This window comes from Curtobacterium sp. BH-2-1-1, assembly GCF_001806325.1.
Lineage (GTDB): Bacteria > Actinomycetota > Actinomycetes > Actinomycetales > Microbacteriaceae > Curtobacterium.
In genome coordinates this window covers 2,071,405-2,089,300 of sequence record NZ_CP017580.1, presented here as the reverse complement: position 1 = coordinate 2,089,300, position 17,896 = coordinate 2,071,405, and the positions used below count along the sequence as shown (strand labels likewise).

The window sequence follows — 17,896 nt, the reverse complement described above, 5'->3', positions numbered from 1 at the left end:
GTTGGGATCGGTAGTGGCCCCTACACGGGTCGCACGGCTACCCTGAGCGGCATGACGGACCTCCGCCTCGAAGAACTCTCCGCGTCGACCGCTGCGGCGGCGAACTCCCTGACGCTCAAGCCCGGGCAGGAGCAGTTCGTGCAGCCGACGACCTACGGCGTCGCGGAGTCGGACGTGAAGCCGAGCTCGGCGTGGACACGCGTGGTCCTCGACGGCGACGAGGTCGTCGGCATGATCATCGGCACCTTCGACGAGGACAACGCCGAGGAAGAACTGCGCAGCGCGATCTGGCGGGTCAACGTGTCCGCGACGGCCCAGGGTCGCGGCGTCGGTCGCTTCGCGGTGCACGGCCTCGCCGACGAGGCCCGCAACCGTGGGCTCGAGCGCCTCACCGTCGTGTACGAACCCGGTGGCGACGACAGCCCCGAGGCGTTCTTCCGCGCCGTCGGGTTCGAGGTCGTGCGCGAGACCCAGTACGGCGACCACTTCGCGGTCCTGCAGTTGGTGTGACCGAGGCTCCCCCCGACGACTTCGGCGCAGCCGTCGCCGAGGTCGTCCGGCTCATCCCGGCAGGTCACGTGATGACCTACGGCGACGTGGCCGCGGCGCTCGGCTCCCGGGCGTCGCGTGCCGTCGGCAAGGTCATGGCGCACGAGGGCTCCGACCTGCCGTGGTGGCGCGTGGTGCGGTCCGGCGGCCTGCCCCCGGTGCACCACGAGGCACGGGCGCACGAGCACTACCGCGCCGAGGGCACCCCGCTCGTGCAGGGGACGACGACCTGGAGGATCGACATGCGTCGGGCGCGCTGGTCACCCGCCACGGACGCGGACGACCCGTTCTGAGCGGCGCCCTCACGCGTCGAAGCGTGCGCCCTTCGGGTTCGACGGCAGCAGGCACATGACGAAGAGCACGAGCGAGCCGATGCCGACCACCACGTGCAGGAACTGCCAGAAGCCGGACAGGTTCGCGTCGTGCAGCCGTCGGGCGCCGAGGGCGAGGGACCCGATCAGCGTCGCGAGCCCCCAGAGCACGAACAGGTAGGAGCCGACCGGGTTCTCGAGCACCGGGGTGTCCGGCGTGAAGACCTGCGGCACGAGCTGCAGCACCAGGCCGATCGCGAGCGACGTGATCCACCACCACCAGAACTCGGAACGGGAGGCCCGCCCGGTGAAGACGGTGTACTTCCGCCAGAACCGCCGGACGGCCTCGGTGAAGGGTGCCCCGTAGAAGGGGTCGCGCAGGGCCACGCCGCCGGGCTGCACGCTGTCGTCGCTCATGGGTCAACCCAACCACGTGGAACCACGAATCCGACGTGGAACCAGCGCGAGTGCGTGGTTCCACGTCGGATCCGTGGTTCGTCCGAGGGCGTCGATCGACGGTGCCGCTACACGAGCGAGTCCCGCCAGGCCGCGTGCAGCTGCGCGAACCGTCCGGTCCCGGCGATGAGGTCGTCCGGGGTGCCGTCCTCGACGATCCGGCCGTACTCCATCACGAGCACCCGGTGCGCGATCGCCACGGTCGACAGCCGGTGCGCGATGATCACCGCGGTCCGGTCGGCGAGCAGCGTCTCGAGCCCCTCCTGCACGAGCCGCTCCGACGGGATGTCGAGCGACGCCGTGGCCTCGTCGAGGATGAGCACCTTCGGGTCCGCGATGAACGCCCGGGCGAACGACAGGAGCTGCCGCTGCCCGGCCGACACCCGGCCACCGCGCTTGTTCACGTCGGTGTCGTACCCGTCGGGCAGCGCCATGATGAACTCGTGCGCACCGACCGCCTTCGCGGCCGACTCGATCTCGGACCGTGACGCCCCCGGCTTGCCGAGCGCGATGTTGTCCGCGACGGTGCCGGAGAACAGATACGCCTCCTGCGTGACCATGACGATCGCGCGGCGCATGTCCTTCGTGTCGAGGTCCCGCAGGTCCACGCCGTCGAGCTTGACCGAGCCCTGCGACGGGTCGTAGAAGCGCGCCATGAGCTTGGCGAGCGTCGACTTGCCGGCACCGGTGGACCCGACGAGCGCGATCGTCTGCCCCGCCGGGATGTGCAGGTCGAACTCGGGCAGGACGACCTTGCCCTTGTTGTACGCGAACACGACGTCGTCGAAGTCCATCATCCCGGTGGCGTCCGGCAGCTTCACCGGCTTCGCGGGGTCCGGCACGCTCGGCCGCTCCTCGAGCACGCCCGAGATCTTCTCCATCGCGGCCGAGGCCGACTGGTACCCGTTGTAGAACATCGCGAGTTCCTGGGCCGGGTCGAAGAAGCGCTTGGCGTACAGCGCGACCGCGAGCAGCGCGCCGACCTCGAGCGTCCCGCCGACGATCCGGAAACCGCCGACGACGACGACCGCGGCCAGCGTGACGTTGCCGATGAGCACGAGCACCGGGTCGAAGGTCCCGAACAGGTTGAACACCTTCGTGTTCGCCTGCCGGTAGTCCTCGACGTAGCCGCCGTACTCGTCGCGGTTGCGGGACTCCTTGCGGAACGCCTGCACCGCCCGGATGCCCGTCATCGTCTCGACGAAGTGCACGATCACGCGCGCCGAGGTGACACGGGTGGCGCGGAACAGCGTCTGCGAGTTGGACTGGAACCAGCGGATCAGGAACCACAGCGGCACGAGCGACACCGCGAGCACGAGCCCGGACGTCGGGTCGAGCGCCACGAGTGCGATGGCGGTGAACACCATGTACAGCACGCCCTGGATGAGCTGGTTCAGCCCGGAGTCGAGCAGCTCGCGGATCGAGTCGAGGTCACTCGTCTGGCGGGAGATGATCCGACCGGACGTGTAGGTCTCGTGGAACTCGAGCGAGAGCCGCTGCGTGTGCAGGAACACCCGCTTGCGCAGGTCGAACAGGATCGCCTGGCTGATCCGCGCCGCCAGCACCGTGTACCAGGCCGTGAGCACGGCGCCGAGGACCGCCACGACGATGTACGTCGCGACGACGCCGAAGGCCGGCACCCAGTCGTTCTGCTCCATCACCGCCGGCAGCGCGTTGTCGATGCCCCAGGCGATGAGCGCCGGGCCCGCGACCGTGCCCGCGGTCGAGACCACGACCACGACGGCGAGGACGACGAGCCGGGCCTTGAGCGGCGCGGCGAGCGACCCGAGCAGGGCGAGGGAGCGGCGCCGCAGGCGCTTGCTCTCCGCCTTGGTGAAGTCCTCGCGCTCCTCGCCGCGCACGCCGAGCGTGGTGATCGACGCGGTGACGGGCGCGGCAGCCTGCGTGTCGGCGATGTCGTCGACGACAGGATCCGCGCCTCCTGGACCGGCCGACGTGTCGACCGGGAGGTTCTTCTCCTGCTGGCTCATGCCATCGCCTCCTCTCGTGCGGTGGCGTCGTCGTCGTCGAGCGACGAGATGACGTAGCGGTAGTGGTCGTTGTTCGCCATCAGCTCCGAGTGGGTGCCGACGGCCGTGACGACGCCGTTCTCCATGAGCGCCACCCGGTCGGCGAGCGTCACGGTCGACGGGCGGTGCGCCACGATGAGCGACGTGGTCTCGGCGAGGACGCGGCGGAGACCGGCCTCGACCCGCGCCTCGGTGTCGACGTCGAGCGCGGACAGCGGGTCGTCGAGGACGAGCACCGACGGCCGCGCCGCGATCGCACGGGCGAGCGCCAGGCGCTGCCGCTGCCCGCCGGAGAGGGACAGGCCCTCTTCGCCGACACGGGTGTCGACCCCGTCGGGCAGGTCGTCCACGAAGGACGCCTGGGCGATGTCGAGGGCCTCGCGCATGAGGGCCTCGGCCTCGTCGCCGGACAGGTCCGGGCGACCGAGCAGCACGTTCTCGCGCACGGTCGTCGAGAACAGCGTGGCGTCCTCGAACGCGACACCGACGTGGCGACGCAGTTCCGCACGGGTCAGCGAGCGGATGTCGACGCCGTCGATCGTCACGGAGCCGCCCGTGACGTCGTACAGCCGTGGCACGAGCGACAGCAGCGTGGTCTTGCCGCAGCCGGTCAGCCCGACGAGCGCCATGGTCTCACCGGGTCGGAGCTGCAGGTCGACCCCGTTGATGAGGTCCGGGAACTGCGGCGGGGAGTCCTGGTACCGGAAGTGCACGCCGTTGAACGACAGCGCACCGTGCGGCTCCGCGATCGTCTCCGGGTGCTCGGGGTCCGTGATCGTGTTCTCGGAGTCCATGACCTCGAAGAAGCGGTCGACCGCGGTGCGCGTGTCGAACGTCATCGAGAGCAGGAAGCCGATCGACTCGATCGGGAACCGGAGCACCGTCGCCGTCGCGAAGAACGCGAACAGCTGCCCGACGGACAGTTCCCCCTGGCTCGCGAGCCAGATGCCGGCGAGCAGGCAGAGCGCGAACGCGACGTCGGGCACGAGCAGCAGCCACAGCCAGATGCCCGCGATCGCCTTCGCCTTCTCGATCTCGGTGCCGCGCAGCGCCTCGGCCTGTTCGCTGAACTCGTCGAGCTTGTAGCGACCGCGCCCGAACGCCTTGAGCACGCGGATGCCGTGCACCGACTGCTCGACGCTCGTGGCGAGGTCGCCGACCTGGTCCTGGCTGCGGCGCGCGACGACGGAGTACCGGCGTTCGAACAGCAGGCCGTTGATCCACAGCGGGATCGACGCGACGAGGAACACCAGGCCGAGCAGCCACCCGAAGGTGAACAGCACGACGAAGCCGACGACGATCGTCACGATGTTGACGACCAGCAGCACGACGCCGAAGGCCAGCCACCGGCGGATCAGCGACAGGTCTGACACGGAGCGGGACAGTAGCTGCCCGGACTCCCACCGGTCGTGGAACGCCACCGGCAGGTCCTGCAGCTTCGCGTAGAGCGCGTTCCGCATGCTCGTCTCGATGCGCGTCGACGGCCGCATGACCATCCGGCGCCGGGACGCGATGAAGAAGGCCTCGAGCACGCCGAGCGCGAGCACACCGAGACCCGCGGGCCAGATCTGTGCGGAGTCCTTCGAGGACAGCGGGCCGTCGACGAGCCACTGCAGGACGTAGGGGATCGCGAGCGCGACCAGGGAGGCGCCCATGGCGGCGAACATGCCGCCGATGAGCCGGCCCTGGTAGGGCTTCACGTAGGGGTAGATCCGCGCGATCGCGCGGAAGGTCGAGGGGCGGTCGGTGGACGGGCGCGCCTGGTCTGGCGTCTTGGACATGGATTGCGTCCTCGTGCGTCGTGCCGAGACCCTCTGGACCGGCCGCTGCTGTCGCAGCCGTCGATCTGGAGGCTCGGTGTCCGTTGCGTGGTGGTCGTCGGCCGAGCGGGTCGGTCGCGTCCCGGGCCGTGCCCACCCCGGTGGGGCGTGCTCGGTCCTCGTCGCGGTCGCCCGCCGCCGCGTCGCGCGCGGCGTCGGTTCGGTCGGAGTGCACCGGGAGACAGTCGTCCCCCGGGTTCAGGCGTGGGCTCGCGCTGGCCCGTGCTCGTCGTCGTCGCTGGTGTCGCGGCGGCTCGTCGCTGGCTGTGGGAGGCAGCCCTACGCGGACAGCGGTGCCGTGACGGCGGGCGCACCCCGGTGGGGGTACGGCGCGACGGCCGCGTGTGCGGGACGTGGGCGGATGCCACGTGCCCCACCGAACGGTCGTGCGTCGGGAGCGGTCCCCACGAAGAGCACGAGACCCGCACGGGCAGCCGTCGCCACGGTTCCGGTCGTCGTGTTCATCGTCACTCCAGTCGTCGTCATCGTCACCGTTGTGTCCGCGGTGCCGCCGGCCGGTGTCTGTCGTGGACACTGGGGCCGTCGGCGTGCCTGTCGCGGAGCCTTACAGACTATTCACAGTCGAACGTGGTGCGCAAGCGTTTCCCGGAGTTGCCCGTTGTTCGACTCAGTGGAAGAAGTGCCGCTCGCCCGTGAAGTACATCGTCACGCCGGCAGCCGTGGCCGCGGCGATGACCTCGTCGTCGCGGACGCTCCCACCGGGCTGGGCGACCGCACGGACGCCCGCGTCGAGGAGCACCTGCAGCCCGTCCGCGAAGGGGAAGAAGGCATCGGAGGCCGCGACGCTGCCCGTGGCGCGCTCACCCGCACGGTTCACCGCGAGGTGGCACGAGTCGACCCGGTTCACCTGGCCCATGCCGACACCGACGCTCGCGCCCTGGTTCGCCAGGAGGATCCCGTTCGACTTCACCGCACGGCTCGCCTTCCACGCGAAGGCGAGGTCGGCCAGGGTCTGCTCGTCGGCCGGTCCGCCCGCGACGAGGGTCCACGTGGACTGGTCGAACGCGGTGAAGCGGTCGGCGTCCTGCACGAGGAACCCGCCGGAGATCTGCTTGACCTCGCGCGGGGCGAGGGCGAAGTCGGTCGGCAGCGTGAGCAGGCGGATGTTCTTCTTCCGCGAGAGGATCTCGATCGCCTCGGGGTCGAAGGCCGGCGCGACGACGACCTCGGTGAAGATGTCGGCGACCGTCTCGGCCATCTGCTTCGTGACGGGTCGGTTGGCGGCGATGACCCCGCCGAACGCCGAGAGCGGGTCGCACGCGTGCGCGGCGGCGTGCGCGGCGGCGATCGGGTCGGCCGCGTCCGCCGGGGCGATCGCGATCCCGCACGGGTTGGCGTGCTTGATGATCGCGACGGCGGGCTCGGCGAAGTCGTAGGCCGCGCGGACGGCGGCATCGGCGTCGACGTAGTTGTTGTACGACATCTCCTTGCCGTGCAGCTGCGCCGCCTGGGCGATCCCGGTGCCACCGGCGCTCGTGTACAGCGCCGCGGCCTGGTGGGCGTTCTCGCCGTACCGGAGCGTCGCCGCGAGGTCGGCGTCCACCGTCAGGTGCTCGTCGAACGACCCCGGCGTCTCGATGTCCCCGCGCGTGGTCGGTGCCGCGGCGTCCGCCACGACGTCGCTCGCGAAGTACCCGGCGACCGCGGTGTCGTACGCGGCGGTGTGCGCGAAGGCCTGGGCAGCGAGGCGCTTCCGCAGCTCGAGCGTGGTCCCGCCGGCGCGGACGGCCTCGACCACCTCGGCGTAGGACGACGGCGACACGACGATCGCGACGTTCGGGTGGTTCTTCGCCGAGGCGCGGACCATCGCGGGGCCGCCGATGTCGACGTTCTCGACCACGGTCGCGGTGTCGGCACCCGAGGCCACCGTCTCGACGAACGGGTACAGGTTGACCACCACGAGCTCGAACGGCTCGATGCCGAGGTCGGCGAGCTGCTGCTCGTGCGACTCGAGTCGGAGGTCGGCGAGGAGCCCGGCGTGCACCGACGGGTGCAGCGTCTTCACCCGACCGTCGAGCGACTCCGGGAAGCCCGTGACGCTCGACACGTCCGTGACCGCGTACCCGGCGTCACGGATGGTCTGCGCCGTGGAACCGGTCGACACGATCTCGACACCGGCGTCGGCGAGGGCCCCGGCGAGCTCGAGCAGGCCGGACTTGTCGCTCACCGAGATGAGCGCCCGCCGCACGGGGACGAGGTCCCGGTCGCGGTACAGGCTGGGGTCGGCTGCGTGCACGCTCATGCGCTCGGGGTGCCCTTCAGGTCGGTGGTGCCGTTGGCGATGTCGAGGATGGTCTGGATGAGCAGGCGTCGCTCGACCGGCTTGATCCGGTCGTGCAGCGTCGACTCGGAGTCGCCGGGGAGCACGGGGACGCGCTCCTGGGCGAGGATCGGACCGCTGTCGACGCCGTCGTCGACCTGGATCACGCTCGCACCGGTCTGCTCCACGCCGGCGGCCAGGGCGTCCCGCACGCCGTGGGCACCCGGGAACTCGGGCAGGTACGCGGGGTGCGTGTTGATCACCGCGGGGCCGAACTCGGAAACGACCGCCGGCGGCAGCAGCCGCATGAGGCCCGACAGCACGAGCAGGTCCGGCGACCACGGCCGGATCTGGGCGGCGAGCTCGCGGCCCCACTCCTCGCGCGAGTCGAACCGCGAGAACGGCACCGTGAACGTCGGGATGGAGAACTCCTCGCCCAGACCGAGCCCCTCGGCGTCGCGGTCGGCACCGATGGCGACGACCCGAGCGGGGTACTCCGCGTCGAGGGTCGCCTCGAGCAGGGCCCGGAGGTTCGAGCCGGCACCGGAGATCAGGACGACCAGTTCGAGCACGGGACAACCCTACCGGGCTGCGGTCACCGGTCGTCCTTCGGGCGGCGCCACCACGGCAGCTCGTCCTCGGGGATCTGGTCCGTGGCGTCCCACCGCTGCTGCTGCACGGGCGGCGCGGACGGCACCGAGCCGCCCTCGGCACTGCCCCGGTCGTCGCGACGGTCGCTGTGACGGTCGTCGACGTCCTCGACGTCGTCTCGACCCGCGACGAACTCCTCGGTGCTCCATGGGAACGCGGGCTGCGGCTCCGTCCCCGGCGCACGCGGCACGGCGGTGGCGGCCTCGTCCGGCTCGCGGTCGACGTCGGCTCCCGTGACCCGGTCACGCAGGTCGCCGGCGCGCTCGCGGACGCCGTCGGCCGCTCCGCGCAGGCGGTCGCGGATCGCGCCGACTCCCCCGCGGCCGGTGGCACGCGAGCGATCGGTGACGCGGTCGGCGGGCACCCGGTCGGCGGCGACGGCGTCGGTGCGGGCCCAGTCCGGCAGTGCCACGTCGGCGTCCGGGTCGCGGTCCGGTGCGGGGTCGGGGGCGGTCCGGGAGGCGCGGCTCGACTCCGCCGGGCCACCCGCCTCGGTCTCGGTGCGGGTCGGTTCCGTCGTGCCGTCGTGCTCCGCGACGACCCCAGGGGCGTGCTCGCCGCGTGGTGCTGTCGGGGCGCTGCCCACGGTCGCGTCGTCGCGGTCGTACCGCGTGGCGGCGACGCGTGCCCGATCGCCCTCTTCGGGTCCGCCGCGCCCCGGCAGACCCCGGGCGTCGCCGCCGTGGGCACCGTCGGCGCGGCCGCCGTCGGCATGGGCGTCGTCCGCGCGTGCGGCCTCGGCCGTGGTGCCGCCGTGCGTCTCCTCGACCACGAAGCGGTGCACGTCGGTGGTCCGACCGGCACCGGCACGGTCGAGTGCGGCGAGCAGCGAGCCGTCGGCAGCGGTCTCGGCGTCCATGTCCGCAGGGCCGTCGTCCGTCTCGTGCCACTGTTCCCGGGCCCACCCGCGCTCGGGCATCCGGACGAGGTCGCTGCCGGCCGCGAGCGCCACCACGGCGGGCACACCGACCTCGAGGGCCGCGGACGCCCCGACGACCAGCGCGTGCGGACCGACGTCGGCCAGGCGGCCCGGGCCGAACGACCCCGCCGAGAGCCAGGCCACGAGCCCGGTCAGCACACCGGCGACGATGCCCGCCGCGACGCCGCCGAGCGCCCGGTGCAGGGCGGAGTTCGCACTGCCGAGGGCCTGCACGAGCCGGGGGCGCAGGAAGCCGCCGGCCGCGAACCCGGCCACGACCGGCACGAGGACCCAGACCAGGCCGAACGCGTGCCCGGACGCCGGCAGCGCACCGAACACCGGCAGACCGGGGATCGGCCCGAGCGTCGTGCCGATCGGCGACACGCTGGAACCGGTCCCGATCGCGAAGCCGGGCCCGACGAGCCACGACGTCGCCCAGCCGACGAAGTCCGGCAGGAACGCGAGCTGGCCGACCGTCAGGGCGATCCCGCCGACCACGCCGGCGTGCGACCGCTCGTACAGGGAGATGACCTCGGCGAAGGAGGCGAAGAGCAGGAAGGCGACGACGACCCCGGCGACGGCGACGACCGCAGCCGTCGCGGCGGTGCCGGCACGGAGGCCGAACGCAGCGATCGCACGCCAGGCGGTCGGGACACGGTCGAGCTGGTCGAGCACGCGCCCGGTGACCGGGTCGGCCGGGAGCCCCCGCCGCCGTCGGCACACCTCGCTCGTGACGAGGGCTGGGATCCCGAACCAGAGCGCCGGGAGGACGATCGCCTGCCAGAGCGTCGGCACGGTCGCCGCGGACCGGGACGACAGTGCGACGAGGAGCCCGAGGACGGCGACGACGCCGGTGCCGACGAGGAGCCCGGTCGTGCGGTGCTCGGTCTCGGCGAACCGGCGCCCGGCACGTCCGGCGAGCCAGGCGGTCACGAGGGCGAACCCGAGCGCCGCGAGCGTCACGTGGATCGGGTCGGTGGCGCCGCTCACCCCGGACGACCTCGCGAGCGCCGAGCCGAGCACGAACGACACGTCGACCCCGTGCCCGACGAGCCACACGCTCCCCGTGGCCTTCCAGAACACGTCCCAGTCGACCTGGAGTCCGTACTCGAAGCCCCACAGGAGCGTCAGCGGCACGAGGGCGATCCCGATGCCGACGCCGACCGTCACGACCGCCTCGATCGCGGCGAGCACTGCGGTTCCCAGGCGGTTCATCGCAGCGAGGATACGTGCCGTCGTCGCGATCCCGTGTCAGCCGCGCGGCGGCTCGGCGCAAGCCAACGCTCATGCGCGAGGCGTGGCTCCTGACAGCGTTGACGCGTTGCTATTCAAAATTTTGTATTTCATACTGGATGTATGCGCAATCCAGTACTCGTCGCCCGCACTCGACAGCGCCTCCTCACCCTGCAGGCACGAAACATGACCTCCGCGGAACAGGTGACGCGTTCCGGTGGCCCCGTGGTGAGCATGACGAGCTTCGGCGAGCGCATCGCCACCGCGCACCTCGCGCTCGAGAGCATCGCCCGAGGGACCGCCCGCCCGAGCCGGCTGATCCTGTGGCTCGACGACGCCTCGACGGTGGCGAACCCGACGCCGGGCCTGCAGCGGCTCATCGCACGCGGAGCGGAAGTTCTCCAAACCGAGGATGACGGCCCGCACAAGAAGTACTACCCCTACGTGCAGTCGATCCCGGTCCACCGCGTGCCGCTGGTGACCGCAGACGACGACTGGCTCTTCCCGCGACGGTGGCTGGAGACGCTGATGTCCGTGCACCGAACCGATCAGTCGACGAACACGACGCACCGCGCGCGGCGTATCGAGATGCACGGCGGCATCGTCGCCCCGTACATCGACTGGAAGCGGATCGCCGCCGGACCACCATCAGCACGACACCTGGCAACCGGAGGCTGGGGACACGTCATGGTGCCGAAGATGCTCGAGGCGCTGCGCGACCGTCGCTCTGAGTTCCGCAAGAGCGCCCCGAGGGCCGACGACATCTGGCTGCACCGCGTGGCCGTCGAGACCGGGACGAGTCCGAAGTCCGTGGGCATCTACGACCATCGACAGATCCTGCACATGCCGATCGGGAACGGGCCGACGTTGGCCTCGACCAACGTCGACGAGGCCGGCAACGACCATCAGGTCCGTTCGGCGTGGACTTCGGATGTCCTGCGGGCGATTACAACCGAACCGGCGGTGAGCCGCTGAACGTGCCCGCCTGACGGACGGGAGGCGCGAGCGCTACTTGCTCGCGACCACCTCGCGCAGCAGCGCCGCCGTCTCCGACGGCGTCTTGCCGACACGCACCCCGGCAGCTTCGAGCGCCTGCTTCTTCGCCTCGGCCGTCCCGGCGGAACCCGACACGATCGCGCCGGCGTGACCCATCGTCTTGCCCTCCGGCGCGGTGAAGCCCGCGACGTAGCCAACGACCGGCTTGGTGACGTGCGCCTTGATGTAGTCGGCCGCACGCTCCTCGGCGTCGCCGCCGATCTCGCCGATCATGACGATCGCCTCGGTCTCGGGGTCGGCCTCGAACGCGGCGAGCGCGTCGATGTGCGTGGTGCCGATGACCGGGTCGCCGCCGATGCCGATGGCGGTCGAGAAGCCCAGGTCACGCAGCTCGTACATCATCTGGTAGGTCAGCGTGCCCGACTTCGAGACGAGACCGATCGGGCCCTTGCCGGTGATCGTCGCCGGGGTGATGCCGACGAGCGACTCCCCGGGGGTGATGATGCCGGGGCAGTTCGGGCCGATGATGCGTGTCTTGCCACCGAGGGCCTTGGCGTGCGCCCAGAACTCCGCGGAGTCCTGCACGGGGATGCCCTCGGTGATGACGACCACGAGCGGGATCTCGGCGTCGATGGCCTCCGTCACGGCGTCCTTCGCGAACGCCGGCGGCACGAAGACGATGGAGACGTCGGCTCCGGTGGTGTCGATGGCCTCGCGCACCGAGCCGAACACCGGCAGCTCGACGTCGCCGTGGGTCACGGTGGTGCCGGCCTTGCGGGCGTTGACGCCACCGACGACCTGCGTGCCGGCCTTGAGCATGAGCGCGGTGTGCTTGGTGCCCTCGCCGCCGGTGATGCCCTGGACGATGACCTTGGAGTCCTTGTTGAGGAAGATCGACATGGTCAGTCCCTTCAGGCCGCTGCGGCGGCGAGTTCGGCGGCCTGCTCGGCCGCGTCGTCCATGGTCGCGGCGACGGTGACGAGCGGGTGCGCTGCCTCCGCCAGGATCCGACGACCCTCTTCCACGTTGTTGCCGTCGAGGCGCACGACGAGCGGCTTGGTGGCCGCGTCGCCGAGGATGCCCAGCGCGGCGACGATGCCGTTCGCGACGGCGTCGCAGGCGGTGATGCCGCCGAAGACGTTCACGAAGACGCTCTTCACCTGGGGGTCGCCGAGGATGACGTCGAGGCCGTTGGCCATGACCTCGGCCGAGGCGCCGCCGCCGATGTCGAGGAAGTTGGCGGGCTTCACGCCGCCGTGGCGCTCACCGGCGTAGGCGACGACGTCGAGGGTCGACATGACGAGCCCCGCACCGTTGCCGATCACGCCGACCTGGCCGTCGAGCTTGACGTAGTTGAGACCGTGGGCCTTCGCCTTGGCCTCGAGCGGGTCCTCGCTCGCGGTGTCCTCGAGCGCCTTGTGGCCCTCGTGCCGGAAGTCGGCGTTCTCGTCGAGCGAGACCTTGCCGTCGAGCGCGAGGATCTGGCCGTCGCCCGTGCGGACGAGCGGGTTCACCTCGACGAGGGTCGCGTCCTCGCCCTTGTAGACGTCGTAGAGCTTGACGAAGACGTCGGCGACCTGGTCCACGAGCTCCGCCGGGAACCCGGCCTGCTCGGCGATCGCACGACCGGCTGCGGCGTCGATGCCAGTCAGGGGGTCCACCTCGACGCGGGCGAGGGCCTCGGGCTTCTCGACGGCGAGCTGCTCGATCTCCATGCCGCCCTCGACGCTCGTGAGCGAGAGGTACGAGCGGTTCGCCCGGTCGAGCAGCACCGAGAAGTAGAACTCCTCGGCGATGTCCGCGCCCTGGGCGATCATGACCCGCTTGACCGTGTGGCCCTTGATGTCGAGGCCGAGGATCGCCTGGGCGTGCTCGTAGGCCTCGTCCGGGGTCTTCGCGACCTTGACGCCGCCGGCCTTGCCGCGACCGCCGACCTTCACCTGCGCCTTGACGACGACGACTCCGCCGATCTTCTCGGCCGCCGCCCTCGCCTCGTCCGGGGTGTCGGCGATGATCCCCTGCAACACGGGGACGCCGTAGGACTCGAAGAGGTCCCTGGCCTGGTACTCGAAAAGATCCACGCTGTTCTTCTTCCCGCACGTTCCGTGCGATCGGCATCGGTTACCCGGTCGCCACACTCACCATCGAGGGTCGCTCGATGTCGAGACAACGGCCGGGAGCCAGCCTAGCGCCGGCAGGTGGACGCGCGGTGCGCGCCCGTCACGTCGCGCGCGCACCCGTCGGTCGGGAGGCGCGGATCACCTCCGCCCCGCCCGATCCGCTGGGCGCACCCGTCGAACGGTCCCCCAGCATCCGCCCGGCAGTGTGGAACGGTGAACGACGCCCTCCGCACCCGCGCCGCCGACGTGTTCGGCTGGCACCTCCGCCCCGACCAGGAATCCGTCATCGACGCCGTGCTCGACGGGCGTGACGCGCTCGCCGTGATGCCGACCGGATCGGGGAAGTCCGCGATCTACCAGGTCGCCGGCATCGAGCTGGACGGCGTCGTCGTCGTGGTCTCACCCCTCGTCGCGCTGCAGGAGGACCAGGTCGTCGGACTCGAGCACCACGAGGGCGCTCCCCGCGCCGTCGCGATGAACGCCACGAGGAAGGCCCGCGCCGTCGCCGAGGCCTGGGACGCCGTCGCCACCGGTGCGGTCGGCTACGTGTTCCTGGCGCCCGAACAGCTCGCGAAGGACGACGTGCTCGAGCGACTCCGCGACGCCGGCGTCGTGCTGCTCGCCGTCGACGAGGCACACTGCATCTCGTCCTGGGGCCACGACTTCCGCCCGGACTACCTGGCGCTCGGCGAGGTCGCGGAGCGTCTCGGCCGTCCGCCCGTGCTCGCGCTGACCGCGACCGGCTCCGCTCCGGTGCGGGACGACATCGTCGAACGGCTCGGCATGCGCGACCCGTTCGTGCTCGCGTCGGGCTTCGACCGGCCCGGCATCCGGCTCGAGGTCGTCCGGCACGCCGAGGACGCCGAGAAGCGCGCGGCCGTGGTCGAGCAGGTGGCCGAGCTCGACGGCGCCACCGTGGTCTACGTCGCCATTCGTGCCGCGACCACGGAGTACGCGGACGCGCTCGCCGCCCGGGGTCGTCGGGCCCGGCCGTACCACGCCGGCATGCCGGTCCGCGAGCGGGAGGCCGTGCACACCGGGTTCCTGGACGGCGACGTCGACGTCGTGGTGGCGACCAGCGCGTTCGGCATGGGCATCGACAAGCCGGACGTCCGGTACGTCGTGCACGCCGACGTGCCCGAGTCGATCGACGCCTACTACCAGGAGATCGGGCGTGCCGGACGGGACGCCGAACCCGCCGGCGCCACCCTGCACTACCGCGCCGAGGACTTCGGCCTGCGCACGTTCTTCGCGTCCGGGGCACCGCGCCCCGCTTCGGTCCGTGCCGTGTTCGACGCCGTCCCGGCCACCGGCTCGTCGCCCCGTTCGGCGGTCGAGGAGGCCTCGGGCCTCTCCGGCCGGACCGCGGGTCGCGCGCTCAACGCCCTGCTCGACGCCCGGGCCCTGCGCGAGGACGTGGAAGGGATCGCCCGGGTGCCGGACGGTCCGCGGGACACCGACCGTGCGGCCCGTGCCGCCGCGGACCGCGCCGCCGAGCGGGAGCGGGTGGAGGAGTCCCGGATCGCGATGATGCGCCAGCTCGCCGAGACGACCGGCTGCCGGCGGCAGTTCCTGCTCGGCTACTTCGGGGACGAGCTGCCGGAACCGTGCGGGAACTGCGACACCTGTTCGTCGGGGACGGCCTACGAGGCCGCCGCACACGTCGCCGACGGCGCCAACGACACGGCCTGGCCGCCGGACGCCCGGGTCGAGCACGCCGAGTGGGGCACCGGTGTCGTGATGAGCACGGAGGAGGACCGCATCACGGTGTTCTTCGAGTCCGCCGGCTACCGCACGCTCGCGCTGGCCGACATCGAGCGGCACGACCTGCTCGAACGGCTCTGACCCGCCGCGACCGCCCGGGCGGGGAAGGCGCGGTCGCTCGACCACCCGTCGGCGACCGCGCTCCACTCCCCCGAGCACCCGCGATGCTGCCGTGGCGGCGTGACCGGCAGGTGTCCCCCGGGTGAACACGACACGAAACCGGACGCCCGTCGAGGCCTGACGGGTAGGCAGGAAGCCCGCAACGGAAAGGAACCACCATGAGCGATCCCGGCATCAGCCCCGTCGACGACTTCGAGGCCCAGCAGCGTCGCGACGACGACGTCGACCGCGAGCACGTCGGCCCGTACGAGGTGGACGAGTCCGAGGAGTCCCTCGAGACCGTCACGAACGACGCCGTCGCCGGCGAGACCGTCGAGCCGCAGCCCGGTGACGGTACCGACGACGGGCCGACCGGTGGCTCGCCGCGCGAGGGTTCCCCCGACCTGTGGGAGCACGACGACGACGAGGACCGTCCCGACCTCGGCAACGACCTCGGTACGAAGCCCCTCTGACCGACGGCCCCCACGGAGCACGGCCCAGTACGATCGGGCCGTGCTCCGTCGCGTCCAGGACAGTGTCCGCAGCATGCCCCCCGTGGCTCGGCTGCTGGCCCTCGCATCGCTCCTGCTCGTCGCGGCCGCGGCGCACACGGGTGTCCGGTCCGGCGTGACCGACTGCGGTCCGGGCACGTACGGACCACCGTGCGGCACGAACGTGCTCTGGGTGCCGCTGGTCGTCGCCGGGGTGCTGCTCGCGGTGGTCGCCGGATCGCCGAGCCACCTCTGGCCGCTCCCGGCCATCTGGCTGGTCGCCGTCCTGGTCGCCGCCGCGACGGGGCAGGTCGGGAGCGCGGCGTTCCTCGTCGCCGCCCTGGTGGGCGGGACGCTCGCGCTCGCCGCTGCCATCCTGATCGACGTGCTCCCCCGCCTCCGCGCCGGACGGCGCGGGCCACGACCGTGAGCGGTCGCCGGACGGGAGGAACGGGGCCGGGCCCGCGCCGTCCCTCCAGTCCGTCCTCGGGCGGGGTCCCGGAACGCGACCTGCGTCGGTTCCTCGCCGACAGCACGCCCGTGGCCGCCGGAGGCCGGGCCATCCTGCTCCAGATCGCCGACCCCGTGGTCGCCGCGGGGGTCCGGCGGCACTCGGACTTCGCTCGACGGCCGCAGCAACGGCTCGCCCACACCCTCACGTTCGTGTACGCGGTGGTGGTCGGCACCGACGCCGACGCTGCCGTCGCGGCCGGCTTCGTGGACCGCGCCCACCGGCCGGTCGCCGGAGCCGACGACGTGGACCGGCAGCTCTGGGTGGCCGCGACCCTGTACGACTCCGCGATGCGCGCCCACGAGCTGTTCGGTACGCCCGCGGGACCCGCGCTGGCCGAACGCGTGCTCGACGCCTACGCCCCGATCGGCACGGCGCTGCGCGTGCCGGCGGACCGGTGGCCGGCGACGGTGCCGGACTTCGACCGGTACTGGACCCGCACGCTCGCCGGGCTCCGCGTCACCGACGACGCCCGCGGCGTCGTGCGCGACCTGCTGCACCCCCGGTTCGCGCCGCTGTGGGTGCGGGCCGCGATGCCGCTCGTGCGGGTCGTCACCGTCGGGATGCTCCCGGACGCCCTCCGGTCGGAGTACGGCTTCGCGTGGGGGCCGCGCGAACAGCGGCGCTTCCGGCGGACCGTGCGCCGGGTGCGGGTCGCACGGGCGATCCTGCCCGGGTGGCTGCTGCGGTTGCCGGGGCCGCTGCTCCTGCGGGCGATGCGGCGGCACGCGGCCGGTGGTCAGCCGGCGAGGACCCGGACGGCGTAGTCGCCGACCATCACCACGTCACCGGGTCGGGCCACGACCTGCGCGCCACCCACGCTCGGCTCCTGCGCCCCGGACGCCCGGACCACGACCGTGCCGTTCGCGGAGCCGAGGTCCTCGACCACGAGTCCACCGTCGCCCGTCGGCCGGATCGCCGCGTGCTCGCGCGACACCGAACGACCCGGGTCGTCGAGCAGCACCGCACGCCGCCCGGGTGCCGTCTGGACCTTGCGCCCCAGGACCACCGGCTGGTCGAGCGGCACCACGTTGCCCGGTGCGACCTCGAGCACGAGCCGCGGCACCACGCCGATCGTGGGCAGCGGCTGGTCGGTGTGCACCACGGCGTCCGGCTCGCGGTCGGACACCGGGGCGCTCGGCAGCACCCACGCCCGCGACAGGTGACCGGCCTGTCGATCGCGCTCGACCTCGGCGTGGGTGACGACCGGACGCTCCGGTGTCCCCTCGTCCTTGCGACGTCGTGCCACGGTGTACCCCTCGTTCTGGTTCTTGTCCCCACCTGGTGCGAGATGCAACGGAATCAAGTATCGTCGAACCGCCGGGGGCTCCCGGTACATCAAATACCGCATCGGGAGGGTATGCACATGGCAAACGTCAACGTCACCTACGACGATCTCCGCAACCAGGCTTCGCAGCTGCGCAACGGCCAGAAGTCCATCGAGGACCAGCTGAGCCAGCTCAAGAGCCAGATCGACAACCTCGTGTCGTCGGGCTACGTCACCGACAAGTCGTCCAAGGCCTTCGACGCGACGTACTCGGAGTTCAACTCCGGCGCGACGCAGACGATCCAGGCGATCGACGGCATGGCCGGGTTCCTCGAGAGCGCGGCGAACACGCTCGAGTCGACGGACGAGCAGCTCGCTTCGAGCATCGGCTAGTCAGG

General features: G+C 71.9%; 18 protein-coding genes. 8 read left to right on the top strand and 10 right to left on the bottom strand.

The features are described from left to right. The first annotated feature begins 51 nt into the window (after nucleotides 1-51). Both BJK06_RS09935 and BJK06_RS09930 read left to right on the top strand, forming a co-directional pair. On the top strand, nucleotides 52-510 hold the full coding sequence (locus BJK06_RS09935) for a GNAT family N-acetyltransferase (RefSeq protein ID WP_070417757.1): 459 nt from the start codon (nucleotides 52-54) through the stop codon (nucleotides 508-510). Beyond that, entirely contained in the window at nucleotides 507-842 is a 336-nt protein-coding gene (locus BJK06_RS09930) for an MGMT family protein (RefSeq protein WP_070417756.1), read from the top strand. Before BJK06_RS09935 ends, BJK06_RS09930 begins: the two co-directional genes overlap by 4 nt. A 9-nt stretch (nucleotides 843-851) precedes the next feature. Here the strand turns inward: BJK06_RS09930 and BJK06_RS09925 are convergent, their stop codons facing one another. The 7 genes from BJK06_RS09925 to BJK06_RS09895 form a co-directional block, all read right to left on the bottom strand. Next, complete coding sequence (locus BJK06_RS09925) at nucleotides 852-1,277, bottom strand: DUF805 domain-containing protein (protein WP_070417755.1); 426 nt, start codon at nucleotides 1,275-1,277, stop codon at nucleotides 852-854. 107 nt (nucleotides 1,278-1,384) lie between these two features. Then, nucleotides 1,385-3,193: an ABC transporter ATP-binding protein gene (locus tag BJK06_RS09920; RefSeq protein WP_070419361.1), complete on the bottom strand. Its 1,809-nt coding sequence runs from the start codon at nucleotides 3,191-3,193 to the stop codon at nucleotides 1,385-1,387. Between the two features lie 110 nt (nucleotides 3,194-3,303). Continuing rightward, on the bottom strand, nucleotides 3,304-5,127 hold the full coding sequence (locus BJK06_RS09915) for an ABC transporter ATP-binding protein (protein WP_070417754.1): 1,824 nt from the start codon (nucleotides 5,125-5,127) through the stop codon (nucleotides 3,304-3,306). A 318-nt stretch (nucleotides 5,128-5,445) separates the two neighbouring features. After that, complete coding sequence (locus BJK06_RS09910; RefSeq protein ID WP_139199214.1) at nucleotides 5,446-5,652, bottom strand: hypothetical protein; 207 nt, start codon at nucleotides 5,650-5,652, stop codon at nucleotides 5,446-5,448. A 142-nt stretch (nucleotides 5,653-5,794) separates the two neighbouring features. After that, the gene (gene purH / locus BJK06_RS09905) at nucleotides 5,795-7,429 is read right to left on the bottom strand and encodes a bifunctional phosphoribosylaminoimidazolecarboxamide formyltransferase/IMP cyclohydrolase (protein ID WP_070417752.1); all 1,635 of its coding nucleotides are present in this window, start codon (nucleotides 7,427-7,429) and stop codon (nucleotides 5,795-5,797) included. Further along, complete coding sequence (purN, locus tag BJK06_RS09900; protein ID WP_070417751.1) at nucleotides 7,426-8,019, bottom strand: phosphoribosylglycinamide formyltransferase; 594 nt, start codon at nucleotides 8,017-8,019, stop codon at nucleotides 7,426-7,428. The genes purH and purN overlap by 4 nt, the downstream gene beginning before the upstream one ends. A 23-nt stretch (nucleotides 8,020-8,042) precedes the next feature. Continuing rightward, a complete protein-coding gene (locus tag BJK06_RS09895) occupies nucleotides 8,043-10,232 on the bottom strand; it encodes a DUF6350 family protein (RefSeq protein WP_156794829.1) in 2,190 nt (729 codons plus the stop codon). Nucleotides 10,233-10,436: 204 nt separating this feature from the next. Here BJK06_RS09895 and BJK06_RS09890 point away from each other — a divergent pair, with 204 nt between their 5' ends. Beyond that, on the top strand, nucleotides 10,437-11,225 hold the full coding sequence (locus BJK06_RS09890; protein WP_070417749.1) for a hypothetical protein: 789 nt from the start codon (nucleotides 10,437-10,439) through the stop codon (nucleotides 11,223-11,225). Between the two features lie 33 nt (nucleotides 11,226-11,258). Here BJK06_RS09890 and sucD read toward each other — a convergent pair whose 3' ends face one another. Then, the gene (sucD, locus tag BJK06_RS09885; RefSeq protein ID WP_070417748.1) at nucleotides 11,259-12,146 is read right to left on the bottom strand and encodes a succinate--CoA ligase subunit alpha; all 888 of its coding nucleotides are present in this window, start codon (nucleotides 12,144-12,146) and stop codon (nucleotides 11,259-11,261) included. A gap of 11 nt (nucleotides 12,147-12,157) precedes the next feature. Continuing rightward, entirely contained in the window at nucleotides 12,158-13,327 is a 1,170-nt protein-coding gene (gene sucC / locus BJK06_RS09880; protein WP_070417747.1) for an ADP-forming succinate--CoA ligase subunit beta, read from the bottom strand. A 252-nt stretch (nucleotides 13,328-13,579) separates the two neighbouring features. On the opposite strand from sucC, the gene BJK06_RS09875 reads away from it, so the two are divergent. From BJK06_RS09875 to BJK06_RS09860, 4 genes are all read left to right on the top strand, one after another. Continuing rightward, nucleotides 13,580-15,211, top strand: a complete 1,632-nt coding sequence (locus BJK06_RS09875; protein ID WP_070417746.1) for a RecQ family ATP-dependent DNA helicase — start codon at nucleotides 13,580-13,582, stop codon at nucleotides 15,209-15,211. A gap of 197 nt (nucleotides 15,212-15,408) precedes the next feature. After that, nucleotides 15,409-15,702 carry a hypothetical protein gene (locus BJK06_RS09870; protein ID WP_070417745.1) on the top strand — a complete coding sequence of 98 codons (294 nt, stop codon included), beginning with the start codon at nucleotides 15,409-15,411 and terminating at the stop codon, nucleotides 15,700-15,702. Nucleotides 15,703-15,742: 40 nt separating this feature from the next. Beyond that, nucleotides 15,743-16,150, top strand: coding sequence for a hypothetical protein (locus BJK06_RS09865; RefSeq protein WP_070417744.1), 408 nt, complete (start codon nucleotides 15,743-15,745; stop codon nucleotides 16,148-16,150). A gap of 110 nt (nucleotides 16,151-16,260) precedes the next feature. After that, on the top strand, nucleotides 16,261-16,998 hold the full coding sequence (locus BJK06_RS09860; RefSeq protein ID WP_258027612.1) for an oxygenase MpaB family protein: 738 nt from the start codon (nucleotides 16,261-16,263) through the stop codon (nucleotides 16,996-16,998). Here the strand turns inward: BJK06_RS09860 and BJK06_RS09855 are convergent. Continuing rightward, a complete protein-coding gene (locus BJK06_RS09855) occupies nucleotides 16,971-17,480 on the bottom strand; it encodes an FHA domain-containing protein (RefSeq protein ID WP_070417743.1) in 510 nt (169 codons plus the stop codon). The two genes, BJK06_RS09860 and BJK06_RS09855, sit on opposite strands and share 28 nt — an antisense overlap. Nucleotides 17,481-17,597: 117 nt before the next feature. On the opposite strand from BJK06_RS09855, the gene BJK06_RS09850 reads away from it, so the two are divergent. Continuing rightward, on the top strand, nucleotides 17,598-17,891 hold the full coding sequence (locus BJK06_RS09850) for a WXG100 family type VII secretion target (protein ID WP_070417742.1): 294 nt from the start codon (nucleotides 17,598-17,600) through the stop codon (nucleotides 17,889-17,891). The last annotated feature ends 5 nt before the right edge of the window (nucleotides 17,892-17,896 follow it).